Origin of the sequence: Micromonospora sp. NPDC049240 (assembly GCF_040647835.1) — a bacterium.
Lineage (GTDB): Bacteria > Actinomycetota > Actinomycetes > Mycobacteriales > Micromonosporaceae > Micromonospora.
In genome coordinates this window covers 63996-82526 of record NZ_JBEZCX010000026.1, presented here as the reverse complement: position 1 = coordinate 82526, position 18531 = coordinate 63996, and the positions used below count along the sequence as shown (strand labels likewise).

Genomic DNA, 18531 nt, shown 5'->3' with positions numbered 1-18531 from the left:
CCTCAGCCTCCGATGATCTGGTGGCCTACGGGGCCGCTGACGTTGCCGAGCACGTACCTCTTGTCCAGTGCCGAGCACGAGGAGTTGCCGTCGGGGATGTCCGGGCAGCCGGCGGCCTCGATCGTCACCGCCTTGATGTCGTAGTAGTGGTTGGTCTCCATGGTGAACGTGTAGGGCGTGCCCGTGTAGCCGTTGGGTCCGCACGTCCCGCCGGAGGTCCATTGCGGGTCGAGGCTCGTCTTTCTCTGCCACGCGCCACCCGTGGTGAGGTCGCGGGTCCAGATGCTGACGGTCCACTCCGACGGCGTGCAGTTGTAGAGCACCACCGACTTGTAGCCGGCGCCGGGTGTCGGGGTCGGGGTCGGCGTCGGCGTCGGCGTCGGGTTCGGCGTCGGCGTGGGCTCACCGGTGCTCGGGAAGCCGGAGCAGCTCAGGTTGTCGCAGTGGGCGAGCTTCGGGCGATCGGTGTCGCCGTCCTGGTAACTGATGATCGGCAGTCCGTCCGCCCCGATGAGGATCGAGTTGAGACTGCCCTGGTCTCCGCCGTTCTCCACCGTGTAGGTGTTGGCCGAGGTGCATCCCTGGTCGGCGCACTTGACGACCTTCAGGTCGTTCCCGGGAGCCTTGAACGAGGCGATGACCGTCCGGTCGTCGCCGAACGCAAGGCCGATCTCCCCGGTGACCTCGCCGCTGGGCACGAGCACCTTGCGGTCACCGCTGACGCAGAATCGGAAGTTGCAGCGGCGGATGACGAGTTCCGACAAGCCACCGGCGCCGCGCTGCGTCCACGCGACATAGGTGAGGTCACTCGCGTTGTCCCGGGCGACGGCGACATTGTCCACACCGCCGGTCGGGCCCGCTTCCGCCTGGATGTTCTCGAAGGTGTTGCACGCGACAGTCTTGCATCGCGCGAGAATGAGGTTGAACTTGCCCTTGTAGAAGAAGTTCGGGAGCCCGTCGACACCGTTCTCGACCTTCAGCGACGGAATGTAACCGCTGGCAAGCCCGGTGTTGGTGACCGTCGCGCCGGTGCAGGAGGCGTTGTTGCACCGCGCGACCTTGAGAAGCTTGTCACCGCTGCCGGGGGCGTTGGTGTACACCACGACCGGCAAGCCGTCGCCGCTGATGGTGAGGCCGACCTCCTCCGCCAACGGTTCGCTGTCGTCGATCACCGAGATCGTGCTGGCGGTGCAGGCCACGTTGTGGCACTTGGCGACCTTGAGCACCACCGGCTGCGTGCTGCTGAGCCACTGCGTGAAGGCGATGACGGGCAGCCCGTCCCAGCCGGTCTTCACCGCCACCCACCGCAGACCGGTCACACCCCCGACAGCGGTGCTGGTGCTCGTGGTACAGGCGGCATCGTTGCAATGCGTGGCACGGAGGGCGCTACTGGCATTCTGCACGGTCAGTGGCAGGCCGTCGAAACCGATGGTGCTGGCGACCCTCGACACGGTCTGCGGCGAGTCGACGGCGCGGACGCTGCCCCCGGCGCGGAAGGGCGGGGTCACGCCTGCGGGCATCTGGGTCCACGTCGACCATCCCCCACCGGTCAACTGCTGCCGGTAGAACGCGTCGCCGTTCGTGCTCACGCCGACGACCATCACCCGACCGTCGATGCTGGCGTCCGCGCCGACGGACCGCAACCGGGTGGAGTGACTGATGTTGGCCCAGCGTGACCAGCCGCCGTCAATCTGGTAGCGGTGGAAGACGTCGCCCTGCACCGAGGTCGCGAACAGCTCCAGACGTCCCGCCCCGTTGCGGGCCACGGCGACGGAACTCATGTTCCCGTCGAACAACGCCCAGCCCGACCACCTGCCGTCGGTCTGCTTCCACTGGTGGTACACCATGCCCTGCTTGTTGACGCCGAACACCTCGAGGCGTCCGTCGGCGTTGGTCTCGGCGGCGACCGAGACGAGTTGGCCGTCGAACGTCTCCCACGGGGCCCACTCGTTCGCGTTCAGCCTCTCCTGCGAGCGGTGGAACACCGTGCCTGACGCGTTGGTGCCGAACACCTCGAGGAGCCCGTTGCCGGCGCGCGCGACCGCGATCGAGTTCAGGTTGCCATCCAACTGGGCCCAGTTGGTCCACCCGCCGTCTCGCTGCCACCGGTGCCAGATGTCACCGTCCTTGTTCAGGCCGAACAGTTCCAGCGCCTTGTCCTGACGGGCCTCCACCGCCAGGGATCGAACCTGCCCGTTGAAGGCGTTCCAGCCGGTCCACTGGCTACTGCCCGGGGTGGACTGCCAGCGGTTCAGCGCGGTGTCGTAGGCGTCGGTGAGGAAGAACTCCATCCGGCTGTCGGAGTTGGCCGCCAAGGCGGGTGTCCTCGACGCAAAGCTGGTCGACAGGTCACCGCTCACCGCGCCGGCCTGCGACGGCGGGAGCAGCGACAGTGCCGGAACCGCCGCCAGAATGCCGACGGCGGCGGCGACGACGCTGCGCCACTTGGGCATTCGCCAGCGGTCCCCGCTGACGTTTCCTCTTTTCATGCTTTCCCAATCTCTCAGGGTCTGTCATGCGGTCTCGCGTTCCGCCTGGTTCCGGTGACGTTCCACTACCACGCGGTGTGGGACTGCCCGGTCCGCCGGTGAGACGCCGCAGACGGGCCCGTCCGCTGGCCGGCTGGTGGGGAAAGCACGAGGCAGGCGCGGGTCGCGGCAGAGGTTCGGCGAGTGTGCGTGCTCTCACCGCTCACCCGGGAGCCACTTCACGTCGCGCAAACCGCTCTCAGGGACGCTCTTGCGTCAGCACCCTTGCCAGCTCGGTCCGCGTGGTGACGCCCAGCTTGCGAAAGGCAGAAGTGAGGTGAAGTTCGACCGTCCTGGTCGTCACGTACAGCTTCTGCGCGATCTCCTTGTCGGTGAGACCGTGCACCGCCAGGTCGGCCACTCTCGCCTCACTCGGAGTGAGACCGCGTCTGCCCGTGACGTCGCCCTTGCGGGGGCGGACGCCCACCTCGTGCAACCGTTCCGCGAGTGCGTCACGCAGTGGGATCGCCCCGCATCCGGCAGCGAGCCGGTGACCCTGCTGAAGTCGTTCGCGGGCGTCATCCGTGTACCCCAGATGCAACAGCGCGCTGCCGAGTGCGGACAACGTCTGAGCGCGGTCGAGGCGGGCTTCCGTACTGCCGAGCAGCTCCGCTGCTTCCGACAGGAGTTCTGGTCGCTTCCGGAGGGGCGCCACGGTGGCGCTCAGACGCAGGCTGCGTGCGACGGCCCGGGGCGTACCCCACGCTCGCGCCACGTCGATGAACTGCGCGGAGACATCCTCCGCCGCACGCCGCCTGCCGAGGGCACCCAGGGTGATGATCATCGGCGAGCGCCAGTCGGCAAGGATCGGGTTCTCGATGGCGAGGTTGTCACACTCGTCCCGCAGGGCGCCGGCGAGGCGGTACGCCTCGGGGATGTCGTCCTCGGCCAGCGCCAGGGCGATCAGTGCCTCACCGAACAGCCGGGTGCTGATGTCCGCGGGGCAGCGGTCCTGGACCTCGGCGAGGACCACCCGCGCGCCGGTGACGTCGCCGCTGTGCAGCAGGGCAAGAGCGAGATAGTTCCCGATGTAGGGAAGACCGACATGAATCGACGAGGTGGTCACGGCTTCCCAGCCGGCCCGGCCATCGGAGACGGCCTCGGCGAGGTGGCCTCGGCTGAGCATCAGGGCCGAGCGGAAGCACATGGCCGGTGCGAGGGCGCGCAGTGAACCGGAGCGCCGGGCGTGCGCGATGGCGGCATCCACGCTGGGCAGCGCCTGCGGTGCGTCACACACGTCCAGCACCTGCCACGCGCAGGCCAGGGTGCTCTCCGCCAGCGGATGGCGGATGAGCACATCGCCGGCAACGGCGCGCTCGGCGCGTCGCTGAGCCGACCGACGGTCGTTGCGGCAGGCATCCCAGACCGACAGTGCGGCGTCGCGCATCAGCCCGCCGTCGCTGTCGTCACCGGACAGGTGACGTTGCGCTTCGATCATCTGCGCCAGGCCGAGAGCATCGCGGGCCGGGTAGGCGGCGTCGATCATGCAGGATTCCAGCCCCTGCCGCGCGGACGTCGAGATGCTGCCGTCTGCCAGCGCCTCCCGGCAGACGGTGACCGCCTGCGCCGCGTGGCCCGCGAAGAACTGGGCTCCGGCCAATGCCAGGGCGGTTCGCGCTCGTGTCTCGGGATCGGTCTCCAACGCCAACCCGGCAGCCAAATGCCCCACCGCCGCACCCGTATCCACCAGAAACTCCGCCATCCCCAACCGCGTCAGCACACCACCCCGACCCTCACCCAGATCCTCCTCCAACAACCGCCGCAAAAACGCCACCGCAGAATCCACCGCACCCCGCACCAGACACACCCGCGCCGCCTCACCCAACACCCCCACCGCATCCACCTCACCCCCCCACCCCGCCGGCACCCGCAACAACTGCGAACCCGCACCCACCACATCCCCCACCCGCAACGCCACCCCCGCCGCACGCACATGCAACCCCGCCCGCACCCCCGACCCCACCCCCTCATACACCGCCTCACAAATCAACGGGTGAGCGAACCCGAAGCCGCCTGCCGTCTCAGTGACGTAGGCGCTGTCGCGAAGGATGCTCAGCCCTTCCACGACCTCCTGCGGCCGGGCCTGCGCGACCTGGGCCAGGGCGTCGACCGAGGCGCCGTCGCCCACCACCGACAGGGCCTGGGCCGCTACCGCGGCAGCGGACGGGAAGTAGTCCAACTGGGTCCTGACCAGCATCGAGATGACCGGCAAGCCGGCCTCCAGTGCCGACGCCGGGTCCTGTCCGCTGGCCACGGCGCCGTTGATACGTTTGGCGAGTTGCCGCAGCAACAGCGGGTTTCCGCTGCTGAGCCGACGGCATTGGGCTGTCACGGGATCGTCGGGAGGCATGCCCGTCAGCGCGTTCAGAAGGCGCGCCGAGCCAGGGGCGGTCAGCGGCGCGAGGATGTGGGTGACCGAGGCGAAAGCCGACAGCAGAGGCTGAACCCGATGGTCGTCGCCCTTGCGGAGGCCCATGACCAAGATAATCGGTAGCGCTTCCAACCGGGCGCTCAGATAGGCCAGGAAACGCACCGACGGCACATCCAGCCATTGGAGATCATCCACGATGAGCGCGACCGGAGCGTGTTCTGCCACGTCGGTGACCAGCCAGTAGAGCGAGTCGAGCAGGGCGTACTCGCCGACGGCGCGCTCTCCACCTACCTGGTCCCAGCCCAGCAGCGCCTCGCGCGCCAGCGCGCTGCCGGCCGATGCGGAACGGCCAGACTCGCGAGAGGCACGCGTCTCGCCGTGGAGTAGGTGCCGGACCCCGGCCCAGGCGGCGTCGCTCTCCCCCGGCCATCCACCGACACTCATGACGGTGAAACCGCGCTGCCGGGCCCGCCCCTCGGCGTACTCCAGCAGAGAGGTCTTCCCCATTCCCGGGGGCCCCTCGAAGAGCAGAACAGTGCCGGCAGAGGCAGCCGCGGCCCGCATCGCCTCATCGATCAGACCAGTCTCATGATCACGGTCGACGAGTTCGTCCCGGCCCTCCCCGCCTGCGTCCGGTGCGGCTGCCAGCTTCCCACTGAGGGAGGCTGTGGTGCCCGCGGCGGTGAGGTCGAGTTCGGGTGCGTGCCGGAGTATCGCCGTGTACAGCTCGTTCGTCGCCACCTGCGGCCCGGTATCCAGGTCCGCCGCGAGAGTTCGTTTGAGGCGCTGGTAGACCGACAGCGCGTCGCTCTGCCGTCCGCTGCGGTAGAGGGCGGTCATGAACTGCCGGTGCAGTTCCTCGTCGAGCGGCTGCTGCTCGATCGCGTGTGCCAGCTCGGCCACGAGTTGATGGTGCTCGCCCAGTGCGAGCCGGGCCTCGACGAGAGCGTTGGTGGCGGCCCGGCGGATGCCGTCGAGGCGTACGGCCTGGTCGTTGAACCAGGTGAGGTCCCGCAGATCACTGAGGGAGGGGCCGCGCCAGGCGGCGAGCGCGTCCCGCAGCTCGCCGACGACCTTCGCGGGATCATCGGCGAGCATCGCGTCGTGGATCCGCCGCTCGGCGAGTTGCAGGTCGGTGAACTCATCGCCGAGCTGGAGTACGTATCCGGAGTCTCTCGCGAGGATCAGACCGCGTAGCGCGTACTCCCGGCGCAGATGCGTCAGGTGGCTCTGCAGCGTGTTCATCCTGGTCGCGGTGGTCCGACCCGGCCAGGCGATTTTCAACAGCCGCCGTGAGCTGACGACGTCACCGGGTTGCAGGGCGAGCGCCGCCAGCAGGGCGCGTCGCCGTAGGCCACCGACGGGACGAGGCGCGCCGTCGACGACTACCTCCAGGGTGCCGAGAAGTCTGACTCGACTTACCGGTGGTTTGAGCACCTCCACCACCTCACAGCTGTCGCGGCGTCAGGAATGATGGCTCGCCTCGGCGTCGGTGATATGCGGGTCCACATCAGGCCTACTGGTATCGCCTGTCGTCAATTCCGGCAGGAGCCGAGGTTTCCGAGTCCGACGCGCGTGATACCTGGGCCAGTTGCCCACGGCCGGAGACGCCGAGCTTCCGGTATGCACTCGTGAGGTGCGTCTCGACCGTCTTCAGCCTGATGAACAGGCTGTGTGCGATCTCGCGGTTGCGGTGGCCCGCCGTCGCCAGTTCGACGACACGCCTCTCGGCCGGCGTCAGGCGCTCCGAGCGGCCTCCCTGCTCCGTACGAACGCGGGTGCCCAGCAGGCGCAGACTGCCCGCGGCATCGCGAGCCAACGCTTCGGCGCCGCACGCGACGGCGATCTCGTGTGCTCGGCGCAGGTGCTCACGCGCCTCCATCGGCGACCCCGTCTGGCGCATCGACTCACCCAGCCGGTGGAGGGACTGGGCCAGTTCCCATCGGGCTTCAGCAGCCTGGAAATGCTTCGCCGCCTCGTGCAGGAGTTCCGTACGCCGCCGCGCGTGCTCCACGTCAGCCATGGCCGCCAAGGACCGCCCGATGGCCCGGGCGGTGCCCCAGGTGGTAGCCGAACCGATAAACTCCTGGGCCGTCTCCAACGCCTCGTCTCCCCGGCCGAGATCGGTGAGGCAGCGGATCATCAAAGTACGCCAGTCCGGATCCACCGCGTTGGTGATGCCGCTGACGCGGCACTGGTCCCGCAGGGCGATGGCCCTGGCCAGGGCGAGGGTCGTCCTGCCCTGCGCAAGCAGCAGGCTTGCCTCCGCGTACGTCCTCAGTCCGTTCGTGACATCAAGCGCCGGGCCATCCTCCAGCTGGGATCGGATGGTGTCGGCGGCGTCCACATCACCTCGCCGCAGGAGGGCGATCATCAGATGGCTGCCGGCGAGGATCTTGCCGAGTCGCAGTTCGTGCCGCACTGCCTGTGCCCAACTGAGGCGCAGGTCGTCGACAGCCTCGCGTACGTCGCCATGGGCCAGCAGGACGGCGCCCCGATGGCACCTGGCCAGCGTCTGCCCCCACCGGGAGCCGATCGTCTCGACGTGGGTGAGGAACGCGTCGATGGCGGGTAGAGCCTCCGGGGCGTCGCACGTCGTGAGTACCTGCCAGGCTCGCGCGGCAGCGTGCACGGCGAAGGGCTGTCGGCCCAGATCGGCTGCCGTCGCCACCGCGCTCGCCCGCCTCAGGGCCGAGACGCGGTCGTTTCGAAGGGCAGCGTGGACAGCCAGCGCGGCCTGCAACATCAGGTCGCCGGCCGTCGAGCCCGGCGGACGGTCCCGCCACTCCTGCACAAGCGGCTGGATGTGCGGAAGGTGACGAGCGGCGATGGCGGTGTCGACGATCATGGCCTGTAGTGCGCGGTGTGTGCTGCTGAGCGGGTCAGGGCTGTGGGGCAGGGCGTCCTGTGCCACGTGCATCGCCTCGGCGGGCTGACCGTCGGCGTGCAGCGCCGCAGCCAGTGTCAGGGCGGTTCGCGCTCGTGTCTCGGGATCGGTCTCCAACGCCAACCCGGCAGCCAAATGCCCCACCGCCGCACCCGTATCCACCAGAAACTCCGCCATCCCCAACCGCGTCAGCACACCACCCCGACCCTCACCCAGATCCTCCTCCAACAACCGCCGCAAAAACGCCACCGCAGAATCCACCGCACCCCGCACCAGACACACCCGCGCCGCCTCACCCAACACCCCCACCGCATCCACCTCACCCCCCCACCCCGCCGGCACCCGCAACAACTGCGAACCCGCACCCACCACATCCCCCACCCGCAACGCCACCCCCGCCGCACGCACATGCAACCCCGCCCGCACCCCCGACCCCACCCCCTCATACACCGCCTCACAAATCAACGGACGCGCCAGCGCGAACCGCCGACCACCGTCGCTGGCAGCCACCAGCTGATTCGCTCGCAGCGCAGCCAGGTGGTGCATCGCCTCCGCGACATCGATCCGAGCCGTCGCCGCCACCGCCTCGGCCCCGGCCGGGCCCCGCCACACCGCCAGGGCCTGCGCCACACCGGCTGCTCCCGGCGGCAACTGGCGCACCTGCGCCTGAACCAGGCGTCGTACGCTCGCTGCGCCCCGCTCCACCCCACGTTCGTCACCGAGGTGACGGCCGAACTCCCGGACCAGAAGCGGGCTACCGCCTGTCAACTCATGACACTGCTGCGCCAACTCTTCACCTCCATGGCCCAGCACAGCAGCACAACCATTCACCGACAGGGGCGCCAAGACCCGCGTGAACCGGGCAAGCCCAGTCAGGGCCTGATCGATCTCCGCCGCGCCCGGCCGCGATGTCCCCAGCAAGACCATCGGCAGGCCGCAGGCCCGCGCGGCGAGGTAGGCCATCAACCGCACCGAAGGAAGGTCGCACCACTGCAGGTCGTCAAGGGTCACCAACAACGGCCCCCGCTCACACGACTTGACCATCAGCCGATAGAGCGCATGGATTTCCGAGCGTTCCAGGTCCGACTCGGGCTGACGTCCCGGCGGTGTCGGCAGCTCGCCGTGCGCATCGGAAGCAGGTGTTTCCGCGGAGAAGCTGAGGGGGCCGAACAGCGGGCCTTCGAACAGTTGACGCGCGCATCCCCAGTCATAGGTTGTCTCCAACTGCCGACCGACGGCGGCGGCGAGGTTGAACCCCAGCTCTCGGGCCCGAGCCCGCGCGTGTCCCAGCAGCGCCGACTTGCCGATACCGGCTGGACCCTCGAACAACACGACCGAACCGGTTCCCGCGCGCGCCTCCGCGAGCGCCCGCTCCAGCAGGCTCATCTCCGCCGCGCGCTCCACCAACGCCCCTTCCCGCGCCGCGGGTCGCGCCACTACGCGCCCCGCACCGGCAGGCTCGGTCGTCCCCGGAAGAGTCAACGCCTCGTCATGACGAAGGATCGACGACTGCAGCCCACGTAGCACCGGCCCGGGATCCACTCCCAACTCGTCGGCCAGCCGACGTCGCAGCCTGCCGAACACGGTGAGCGCGTCACCGGGCCGACCGCACCGGTACAACGCCACCATCAGCTGTCGATGCAGTTCCTCGTCGAAGGGATAGCGTTCCGCGAGGTGCTCCAGTTCTCCCACCAGAGCGCCGTGCTCGCCCAGCACCAGACGCGCCTCCGTCAACGACGACAGAGCCCCCCGCCTCACCCCGTCCAGCCGCGCCGCCTGATCCGCGAACCAGGTCAGATCCGCCAGCCCGGCCAGGGCGGGACCACGCCACCAGCCCAGTGCCGACCTCAGCAACCCGGCCCGGCGCGCCGGATCCGCCTCCTCCGCGGCGCGTCGAAGCAGCTCTTCCATCACCTCCACGTCCGTACATGCGGTGCCCAGGTCGAACAGGTAACCCGGAGCACGGGCCAGGATCGCCTCCCGTAGACCCGGCTCGCGACGCAACGACGAGACGTGACTCTGCAGTGCGTTCAGGGCGGTGACGGGACCGCCGCCGTTCCAGACGACATCGATGAGGTCGTCCGCGGAGACGACCTGCCGGACCTGCAGCGCCAACGCCGCCAAGACCGCACGTTTGCGTAGCCCGGCGACAGGCCGGTGCAGCCCGGCCGCAACCACCTCGATCGGGCCCAACAGCCGGACCCGGACGTCAGCGCGCATGTCCGTCCTCGGCTTCGGCCGCCAACCGCGGCCACGGCCACGCGGTCGGTTCGCGCCTCTCCATGCCCCATCTGCCCTGACGCCGACAACCGCGGTGCGCGACCTCGCCGCGCCGACAGACCGGCCCCGTCGAGGGCGACATCATCCGGCTCGTATCCATCAGTCAAACCGCCGAACCCGCTTGCGTCTGGAGGAGATCAATACCACTTAGCCCGCCGTCCCGGCGTTGACGCCATGGAAATTCTACGCCCGATCTGCGTCTGCCCATTCGACGCAGAACCTTTCGGACAGTATTCAAAGGGTCGAACGAACATCAAAAGCCCGTCGACTACCGGCCGGTCACGAAAGGCCGTCAGGTGCTGCCGTCAGCCAGCGACCGCATACCTACCGGCGTCGGCCAACTGTTCGGCCGACAGCACGTCACCCCTGCCATCCTTCAGCACGACCATGTTCATGAGATGGGCCAGTGCCCTGCCCCGCCGCGCCGAACCCGCCTCGGCGGAGGCCGCCGACGGCGCCTCCGGACCGGACTCCGCGGACTCGCCGAACGGTCCGTCGAAGCCCTGTTCTGCGGCGATGACATCGAGCAGCATCTCGGCCTCGGTTCGTCTGGCGATCGCCGCCCGCAGCACCGCATCGACGTCGTCCTCCGCGATGTCCTCGGCTGCCAGGTAGTCCTCGAGGGCCACCCCGAGGGCACCCAGCGAGTGCGAGATGTGCCGCTTCTGTTCGTCCAGCAGCCGCTGCACGAGGTCGTCCGGTGCCGTGATGCCGGCCCTCGCGGCCGCCAACGCCACCGCCTTGTCGTAGGTTGCCGCCCGGTGCCGGGCGGCGGCCCGCGCCGCCAGCCGCCGCGCCAGCGCCGAGCGCAGCTCGTCGAGGGTCTGAAAGTCACCCATCACGCCGGCGAAGGCGTCGTTCAGCTCCGGCAGGGTCCGGCTGGACACCTGCGTGACCGTGACGGCCAGCTCGGCAGCCTGCCCGCGGTACCGGCCACCGACAAGCGTCGTCGTGAAGGTGGTGGCCTCACCGGCACTCATGCCCAGCAGCGTGTCGTCCAGCCCTTCGAGCGCATGCCCCGCACCGACCTCGTGCACCACACCACGCCACTCACCCCGCTCGATGTCGCGCCCACCCACGGTGGCGTGGAGGTCGACGGTCACGAAGTCGCCACTGCGGGCCGCTCGGTCCAGCGGCGTCAGGATCGCCGCGTGCTCGCGAAGATGGGCCAGATACCCCTCGACGGTCCTGTCGTCGGGTACCGCATCGACGGTGACCTCGAGCCCCGTCAGTTCAGTCACCGTGACGGCCATCCGAACCTCGGCCGTCACGGCGCCCTGCCCGGCCTCGTGCACGTGGATGTCGGGCGGACGGCACAACGTGAGGCGATGGGTGCCGAGCAGGTCGCTCAGGTGAGCGCGGATCGCTTCGGGATCGGAGCAGGGCACCACGACCCGGATCGCCCTCGCGGAGAGCCATTCGATGGTGCTCATGGAATACATGTCCTCTCGTGAGATCCGTCGACGCTGTGCCGTTCGCGCGTCGCCTCAGTGGACGCGTTCCCTCACGTTCCATCGCGGAGGCACGATCTCGGGCGCTGTCCGCCGGCTCGGATCCCGTGGAGGAGCCCGAGGATGATGAGAATCGCGGTGACTACGCCGGTGCCGGCGAAAGCGCGGGCGAGACCGACCTCGAGCAGCATCACCTCACCCGAGGCAGCCGCGACGGCGATCGCAGCCGGTCCGGGGGTTCCACCGGCCGCCGTCGCCACCCGCGCGAGAGTCGGGTGGGGTGGCGTGTCCGTGACCAGCCACATCTGCTGCTCGTCGTACAGGCAGTCGACAACCTTGACCAGTCCCGGGACGCGAAGGGCGAAGGTCGGGCCGGCCGGCGGCACCCCGCTGACCAGCAGACCCTCGTGCATTGAGCCGGAGGTGCTGGCGAGCGGATACCACGACCCGATGCGGCTCTCGCGCGGCGGTCCCACGGGCGAACAGCGCTGCTCGGTGATCCAGTTCAGTCGAACTGTTGGTGATTCGTGCGTCTGCATTGTTGCTCCTCACAAAAGAGTCCTGGACGGACGACGGTCATCTGCGCGCACGGGTCGTCGTAGGGGTGTGTGGGGCCTCAGCGACCCGTCAGCTGAACTTCAGCGGGCTCTGGGACCGTTCTTGCAACCCGCAAGAACGCGGCGCAGCGGTCGATGACGGTTGCGCGACGGCGTCTCGACCGGGAGATGGCGAACGGCGAGCAACTCCCCCCGTGTTCTCGCCGTTTCCGCCAGGAGCGTGAGACGCCGAACGACGGCATATTCGACCCTCACGCTCCTGGCGACCTGTCACCTCGGCATGTAGCAACAGCGCATGCCGGTCCGCACATAGGAACGAAGATGGTCACCGATCACCGGATCCACGGCGGTCGCCTGCGCGACCGCACGCCTGATCGCCTTGCCGACCGAGATGCGCGCACGCTCGGCGGCATCGGCGAAGTTACGGGTACGCCCGCCCAACCCGGTCACGGCCGCAAGTTCGTCGATGAGCCAGCTACGCTCCGCCCTGGCCCGCTCGGCTCGGACGAGGTCGTTGTTCGCCTCGTGTTCCTCGATGGCATCGTCGAGTTGGGACAACCTGGCCTTGTAGGCGCGCTTCGCGGCCTCGTCCAGGACAGGCTGCGACGAGCCGGCCGTCAGGCTGCCGTTGACCGACTCTGCTGCGGTGCCCGGGCCGGCGGCCAGCTCCACCGCCGAGATCTCGAACCCCGGGTTGGCGATCAGACTGGCAAGGTAGATCATCCCCTTGCTGCCGTCCAGCACGGCGAGGTGGTCGCCGAGCCGCAGATGCCAGCGCAGTCCGCGCCGCTCACAGCTGAGCACTCCGGCTGCTCTCCCGACGGCTGTCACCGGTCGCTGCGCTATGTGCTCCACCGATCGAGGCAGCGCCATCGCCAGCCGCTCAGCCTCCTCACGGGCCAGGGTGAGCAGCTCATGGGCCCGCGTGTGCTCGCTCTGTCGCCATAGCACCTCGGCCAGCCGGGCGCGCGACAGCAGCACTGCAGGCCAGTGCTGAAGCGCGTGGTTGGCGTGCACGGCGGCCTCGAGGTGTGCGACGGCCTGATCGTCGCGCCCCATCGTCAGTGACGCGACGCCGAGCGCGTGTTCGGCCGATCCGAAGCACGCGATCCCCATGCTCGCCATGATCGGCAGATGCGCGAACGGCCGTAGCTGGTCGTAGGCGGCGGCTGCCGTCTTCGTGTCGCCGAGCAGATTCGCCGCCTCGATGACGCCGTACATGGTGGCGAGCCAACTGCTGGTCATCGGTAGCTGGCTCCATGAGGCGCCCGCGAGCCGGGCCAGCGAGCCACGGGCGAGCCGCTCGTCGCCGGCGCTGGCAGCCGCGACGGCGAGCGCCGCCAGGTGTGAATTGTCGACGGTGCTCAGCAGCGGCGAGTTGACCAGTTCGCGCAGAGTGGGGATCAGCTCCGCCAGGTTGCCCCGATACCAGTTGATCGCGATCATGTGGGCTCCGAACCAGCCGATCGAGTCGATGTCGCCCACCGCCTGCCCAGCTTTCGCGCAGGCGTTGGCGTGTTCCTCCGCGGCCGCGAGGTCGCCGGAGCGAATCGTTCGCATCACCTCCATGGCCTGCACGATGAACCCGACCGCCGCATGTGGCCTCTCCTGCAGCATGCCCTGCAACTCCCGCAGCGAGCGCTCGGCGTGGCTGTCGGCAGCGAGCAGCAGGTTCGACGTACGCCACAGCAGGCCGATCAGCAGGTCGCCGCGTCGCCCGGTGCGCAGGCTCGTCTCGATCAGTTCCTCGACGAGCCGCATGCGCAGGTGGGCCTCATGGGGACCCATCACACAGTGATGGGCAAGGCTCAGCGCCTCCGCCAGCGCCACCGGATCCTGCAACCGTCTCGCATGCTCCACCGCAGCGAACACCCGCTCGTGCGCTCCTGCGCGGTAGTCGGCTTCGGCGGCCAGCCGGGCGCGCAGCCGAACCGCGAGCGGCGAGTCGTCGTCCACCAGGTTCAGTGCGCGGCGCAGGCGCAGCTCGGTCAGCGCCGCCGTGGCCGCGCCGCGGTGCTCGTGCACCCAGAGGCCCCCGTAACCCACGGCGGCCAACGCCTGACTCGGACCGTCCTGCTCGCGTTCGGCCGCGGTGAACGCCCGGTCGAACCATTCCCGGCTGGCCTGGAGGTTGCCGTCGTGGTACAGGGCACGAGTCCCGTTGACAAGCGTCGCGTGCAGCTCATCAACGACGGGACGGGGTTGTGTCGGGAGATGGCCGGGCGCCGCGGCGAGGGCCAGACGGCTGCGGTCGGCCAGCTGGGACGACGGCAGACGGGCGATCACCGGAGGTCCTCCTGCAAGTGAGGGTGATACATCAACAGTCCGTTCGGATGGTGCGGGCGATCGGCAGACGCGGAGCGAAAGCCCAACCCGGGGGCCAATGAGGAGGCTGCGGACAACCGCTTCAGGGCGCAGCCGCGGGGACCCGGCCCGCGCGGGTCACCGGGCCGGAGACGCGGCAACCGTCGCGCCGGCCAGATCGACGTCAAACAGCTCTTGCGCTCACGGTTGTTGGCCGCTGGCAGTCATGACGTGTGCGCGCGCCGGGCTGAGGCCGAGGTGATGGGACGTCTGCGGTGGTGCCATGAGGATCTTCTCCAGCGGTGGAGTCGCGGCCGCCCTCACGAAATCCCAGAGGAAGGGATCTTGCCGGGCCGGCCCACGATCATTATTTCAATGCACCCTTGCTCAGCACGCTGAAGTCGCGCTGACGTACCGCTGAGGGGAATTCGACCCTGATGGGCGCTTCATGTCCGGCTGTCCCGAAGTCGGGGCAGCGCGCCGTGCCGCTCCGCCCGGGACAGGGGGCGACCTGGAACCGATGAGCTCTGGGCGTTCCGACTCGTTCCGGCCGCAACCTCGGACGCCCCATCCGCCACCGCCCTACAATCCCGGGCAGTTGCCCGTCAGACCGGAGGATCGACATGACCCCCCACGTATCGCCGCAGCCCGATCCGTCCGGTCCGACCGACCTCGACCTCGTACGTCGGATCTACGCCATGCTCGGCTCGGCGGGGGCCGCGGCCGCGGGCGCGACGACAGCCCACCCGGACATCAGCGTGTACCAGTCCGAGCAGTTGCCGTGGGGCGGCCGCTACACCGGCCGCGAGGGCTTCCAGCGCTTCGCGCAGGCTCTGGGCAGCGCGCTCGACAGCCGCGTGGAGATCGAGGAGCTCTACCAGGCGGGCGACCGCGTCGTGCAGAGCGGTCGGGCTCGCGGTGTGGTGCGAGCGACCGGCAAGCCGTTCGAGGCGCGTGAGGTGCACGTCTGGCAGATCCGCGACGGCCTCGTGATCAGCCTGGACATGTACGTCGAAACCGAGCCGATTCTCGAAGCGCTGCGCACCGACTGATCACCCACCGCCCCGCTCAGCGGAACAGGTTGGAACGCACTCCGAGCCGACGCATCGGCAACACTCGGAGGAAAACGTGCCCCTGTCCCGTCGGAATCTGCTCGCCGCTGGCGGCCTGGGGGTGATCGCGGCCGCGCTGGACCCCCTGGGAATCCTGCGCCACAATGGCGCCCCGGCTACCGCCGCGAGCACCCACGAGGTCGTCACGACCCTCACCCGGACCGTCTCGTACCTCGTCACCGAGGATTACCACCCTGTCGCCGAAGGTCCCGGAGAACCTCACGTCGTCCGCGACGATCTCGCCCTCTACCCGCAGCCCGGCTACAAGCGACCACTCATCGCGTTCGCGCAGATGAGCGACATGCACATCATCGACGACAAGTCGCCGGTGCGGGTCGAGTTCCTGGACGCCCCCGACGACGGTCACCAGTGGGGCACCGCCAGCGCGTACCGGCCGCAGGAGATGCTCTCGGCACACATGAGCGACGCCGCGATCCGTGCGGTGCAGAAGTTCGGCATGGGTCCGGTGACGAACCTGCCGTTGGCCTTCACCGTCGTCACGGGCGACTCGATCGACAACTCCCAGTACAACGAGCTCCGCTGGTACATCGACCTGATGGACGGCAACCCCGTCCGTGCGAACTCGGGCTCCCCCACCAAGGAGGAGGGCGTCTCCGGCGACCAGTGGCCGCCGCTGCTCGACTACTGGCACCCCACCATGCGCGAGTACGAGGATGCCAACGGCACGCTCGACCGCTACTACATGGGTCACGCTCCCGGCTACACGCGCGTTTTTCCCAGCCTGCCCAGCCTCTTCGCCAACGCGCGTCGGGAGTTCCAGGCGCACGGCATACGCATGCCGTGGTACGCCGCCTACGGCAACCACGATGCCCTGGTCCAGGGCAACGCGCCGAAGGACGCCCCGGGTCTCGGCTTCCTGAGCGCCATGGCGGTCGGTGACCGGAAGCCGACCAAGCCCCGTGCACCGCTGCCGAGCGAACCCAGTATCGGGTTCGGCGTCCAACTCCTGTGGGACGGCCTCGAGAGCGAGGGGGTGACGCCTGATCCCGACCGGCGCCTCCTGGAGCGGGCACAGTTCGTGCAGGAGCACTTCCACACCACCGGCCTACCTATCGGACACGGCTTCACGCAGGGCAGCGACCTGACGTACTACGAAATTCCAGCCCTCGCCGACGACCGACTGCGATTCCTGTGCCTGGACACCAGCCGGACGCAGTGGCCCGGCCCGGACGGCGCTATCGACGGCGACCAGTGGCAGTGGCTCGTCTCGAAGCTGGAGTCCTACAGCTCGCGCAATCTGAAGTTGTGGCTCCCCTTCCAGCCCATCGACGGTCCCGGCCAGCGGATCACGGTGCAGACGCGCCCGAACGTGGACGACAAACTGATCGTCGTCTACTGCCACCACACGCTGGACACCATCTCCAACGACTTCGACTATCCGACCGGCACCCCGTTCATGAACGGCGACCAGCTGCGAAGTCTGCTCCTGTGTTACCCGAACGTCATCCTGATGGTGGACGGGCACACGCACACGAACCGCATCCTCGCCCACTCCCGGCCGCAGGCGGCTCGCCCGGACAGCAGTTGGCGAGGTGGCTTCTGGGAGGTGACCACCGCCTCCCACATCGACTGGCCCATCCAGAGCCGCCTCATCGAGGTCGCCGAACAGGCCGGCACCATCTCGATCTTCACCACGATGATCGACATCGACGCGCCGCTGCAAAACGGTGGCGATCTCAGCAGCCCGGCCGGTCTGGCCTCGCTGGGTCGGGAGCTGGCCGCCAACGACCCGCAGGCCAAGCTGGAAGACGGCAAGCTCGCCCGGGAGGGCACGCCCGCGGACCGCAACACCGAGCTGCTGGTGCAGGCACCGTTCCCGATGACTCCCGCCTACGGATCCCCACTGGCGGCCGCGCCCAACACCTCCGGCGTGCTGGAACTGGTCGCGGTCAACCGGCGGGACGAGGTCGTGCGTGCCACCCAGACCCCCGGCGGGTGGTCCCCGTGGGCTCAGTTCGACGGGGCGCTCCGCTCGGTCACCGCCGTGCAGACAGCCGCGCTCACCACCCAGATCTTCGGCATCAACCGAGGCGGTGAGCTGTTCAGCCGCGCCCAGCGCACGACCGGCGGCTGGAACGGCTGGGTGAGGATCGACAGCGCGCCGCTGACCTCGGTCGCCGCAGGCTGCAACGGCGACGGTCGGCTCGAACTCATCGCCACCGACGCCGACGGCCAGATCTGGCAGACCACCCACACGAGTCCCACCGACACCACCTGGAAGCCGTGGGTCCGGTTCGACGGCGAACTGCGTCAGGTCACCCTGACCCGGCTCAAGGACAAGCGGCTGGCACTGTTCGGCGTGAACGCGGCGGGCAAGGTGTGGCACCGCTGGCAGCAGCCGACCGGCGGGTGGTCGAGCTGGATGGATCTGAGTCTGGGCACCCCGGTGGCCTCGGTCGCCGCCGCCACCAACGGCGACGGACGTCTCGAACTGTTCGGCGTCGACCGGACGGGCGCCATCCTCCACCGCTACCACACCAGCGCCACCAACCCGACCTGGACGAGCTGGGAGCCCTTCGGCGGTGTGATCGGCACCATGAGTCACCTGGCCGCGACGACCACGACGGCCGGGATGATGGAGGTGTACGCGACGGAACGCACCCGAGTGGAGGGCACCGGCCAACTCGGGACGCTGTGGCGGCGTTACCAGACCGGCTCGGGGTGGTCCGCCTGGACCCGGATGGCCGAGCCGGTGGGACAGTCGGTCACGGTGCCGAACATCGTCGGAAAGATGCTCATCGACGGGAAGAACGCCCTGCTGAGCGCAGGCCTGCTGTTGGGCGCGCAGGCGCCGTCGTCGGTGCCGGACCGGTACGACAGCGGTCGGGTCCTGTCCCAGAACCCGAGGGCCGGCGAGCAGGTCCCGGGCGGCACGGCGGTGAGCGTCGTCTACGGCGAGTACTCGGGCGGAAGCCGCTAGACCTCACGCAAGTCCGACCGCGGGCCGCTCCCCTCCGGGGAAGCGGCCCGCGGTGCGTGACACCGAGATGAGGGCGGTGGGGTCCTCTCGGCCCCACCGC

Annotated in this window: 8 protein-coding genes; 2 read left to right on the top strand and 6 right to left on the bottom strand. The window is 69.1% G+C overall.

The window, feature by feature from the left end:
* Window positions 1–2: 2 nt before the first annotated feature.
* The 6 genes from AB0B02_RS29090 to AB0B02_RS29065 form a co-directional block, all read right to left on the bottom strand.
* Window positions 3–2489 carry a tectonin domain-containing protein gene (locus tag AB0B02_RS29090; RefSeq protein ID WP_357305641.1) on the bottom strand — a complete coding sequence of 829 codons (2487 nt, stop codon included), beginning with the start codon at window positions 2487–2489 and terminating at the stop codon, window positions 3–5.
* 238 nt (window positions 2490–2727) lie between these two features.
* On the bottom strand, window positions 2728–6336 hold the full coding sequence (locus AB0B02_RS29085; RefSeq protein WP_357305638.1) for a BTAD domain-containing putative transcriptional regulator: 3609 nt from the start codon (window positions 6334–6336) through the stop codon (window positions 2728–2730).
* 79 nt (window positions 6337–6415) lie between these two features.
* A complete protein-coding gene (locus AB0B02_RS29080; protein WP_357305635.1) occupies window positions 6416–10006 on the bottom strand; it encodes a BTAD domain-containing putative transcriptional regulator in 3591 nt (1196 codons plus the stop codon).
* Window positions 10007–10371: 365 nt separating this feature from the next.
* Window positions 10372–11499: an FKBP-type peptidyl-prolyl cis-trans isomerase gene (locus AB0B02_RS29075; protein WP_357305632.1), complete on the bottom strand. Its 1128-nt coding sequence runs from the start codon at window positions 11497–11499 to the stop codon at window positions 10372–10374.
* Window positions 11500–11570: 71 nt separating this feature from the next.
* Window positions 11571–12056 carry a hypothetical protein gene (locus AB0B02_RS29070; protein ID WP_281939964.1) on the bottom strand — a complete coding sequence of 162 codons (486 nt, stop codon included), beginning with the start codon at window positions 12054–12056 and terminating at the stop codon, window positions 11571–11573.
* Window positions 12057–12344: 288 nt separating this feature from the next.
* Window positions 12345–14360 (bottom strand): hypothetical protein, encoded by a 2016-nt coding sequence (locus AB0B02_RS29065; RefSeq protein ID WP_281939962.1) that lies wholly within the window; start codon window positions 14358–14360, stop codon window positions 12345–12347.
* Between the two features lie 641 nt (window positions 14361–15001).
* On the opposite strand from AB0B02_RS29065, the gene AB0B02_RS29060 reads away from it, so the two are divergent.
* A complete protein-coding gene (locus AB0B02_RS29060; protein WP_357305627.1) occupies window positions 15002–15430 on the top strand; it encodes a nuclear transport factor 2 family protein in 429 nt (142 codons plus the stop codon).
* 76 nt (window positions 15431–15506) lie between these two features.
* Window positions 15507–18431 carry a TIGR03767 family metallophosphoesterase gene (locus AB0B02_RS29055; protein WP_357305624.1) on the top strand — a complete coding sequence of 975 codons (2925 nt, stop codon included), beginning with the start codon at window positions 15507–15509 and terminating at the stop codon, window positions 18429–18431.
* The last annotated feature ends 100 nt before the right edge of the window (window positions 18432–18531 follow it).

Coding starts and splice junctions, on each gene's coding strand:
- AB0B02_RS29090 (WP_357305641.1), bottom strand. CDS start 2,489: ATGAAAAGAGGAAACGTCAGCGGGGACCGCTGGCGAATGCCCAAGTGG.
- AB0B02_RS29080 (WP_357305635.1), bottom strand. CDS start 10,006: ATGCGCGCTGACGTCCGGGTCCGGCTGTTGGGCCCGATCGAGGTGGTT.
- AB0B02_RS29075 (WP_357305632.1), bottom strand. CDS start 11,499: ATGAGCACCATCGAATGGCTCTCCGCGAGGGCGATCCGGGTCGTGGTG.
- AB0B02_RS29070 (WP_281939964.1), bottom strand. CDS start 12,056: ATGCAGACGCACGAATCACCAACAGTTCGACTGAACTGGATCACCGAG.
- AB0B02_RS29060 (WP_357305627.1), top strand. CDS start 15,002: ATGACCCCCCACGTATCGCCGCAGCCCGATCCGTCCGGTCCGACCGAC.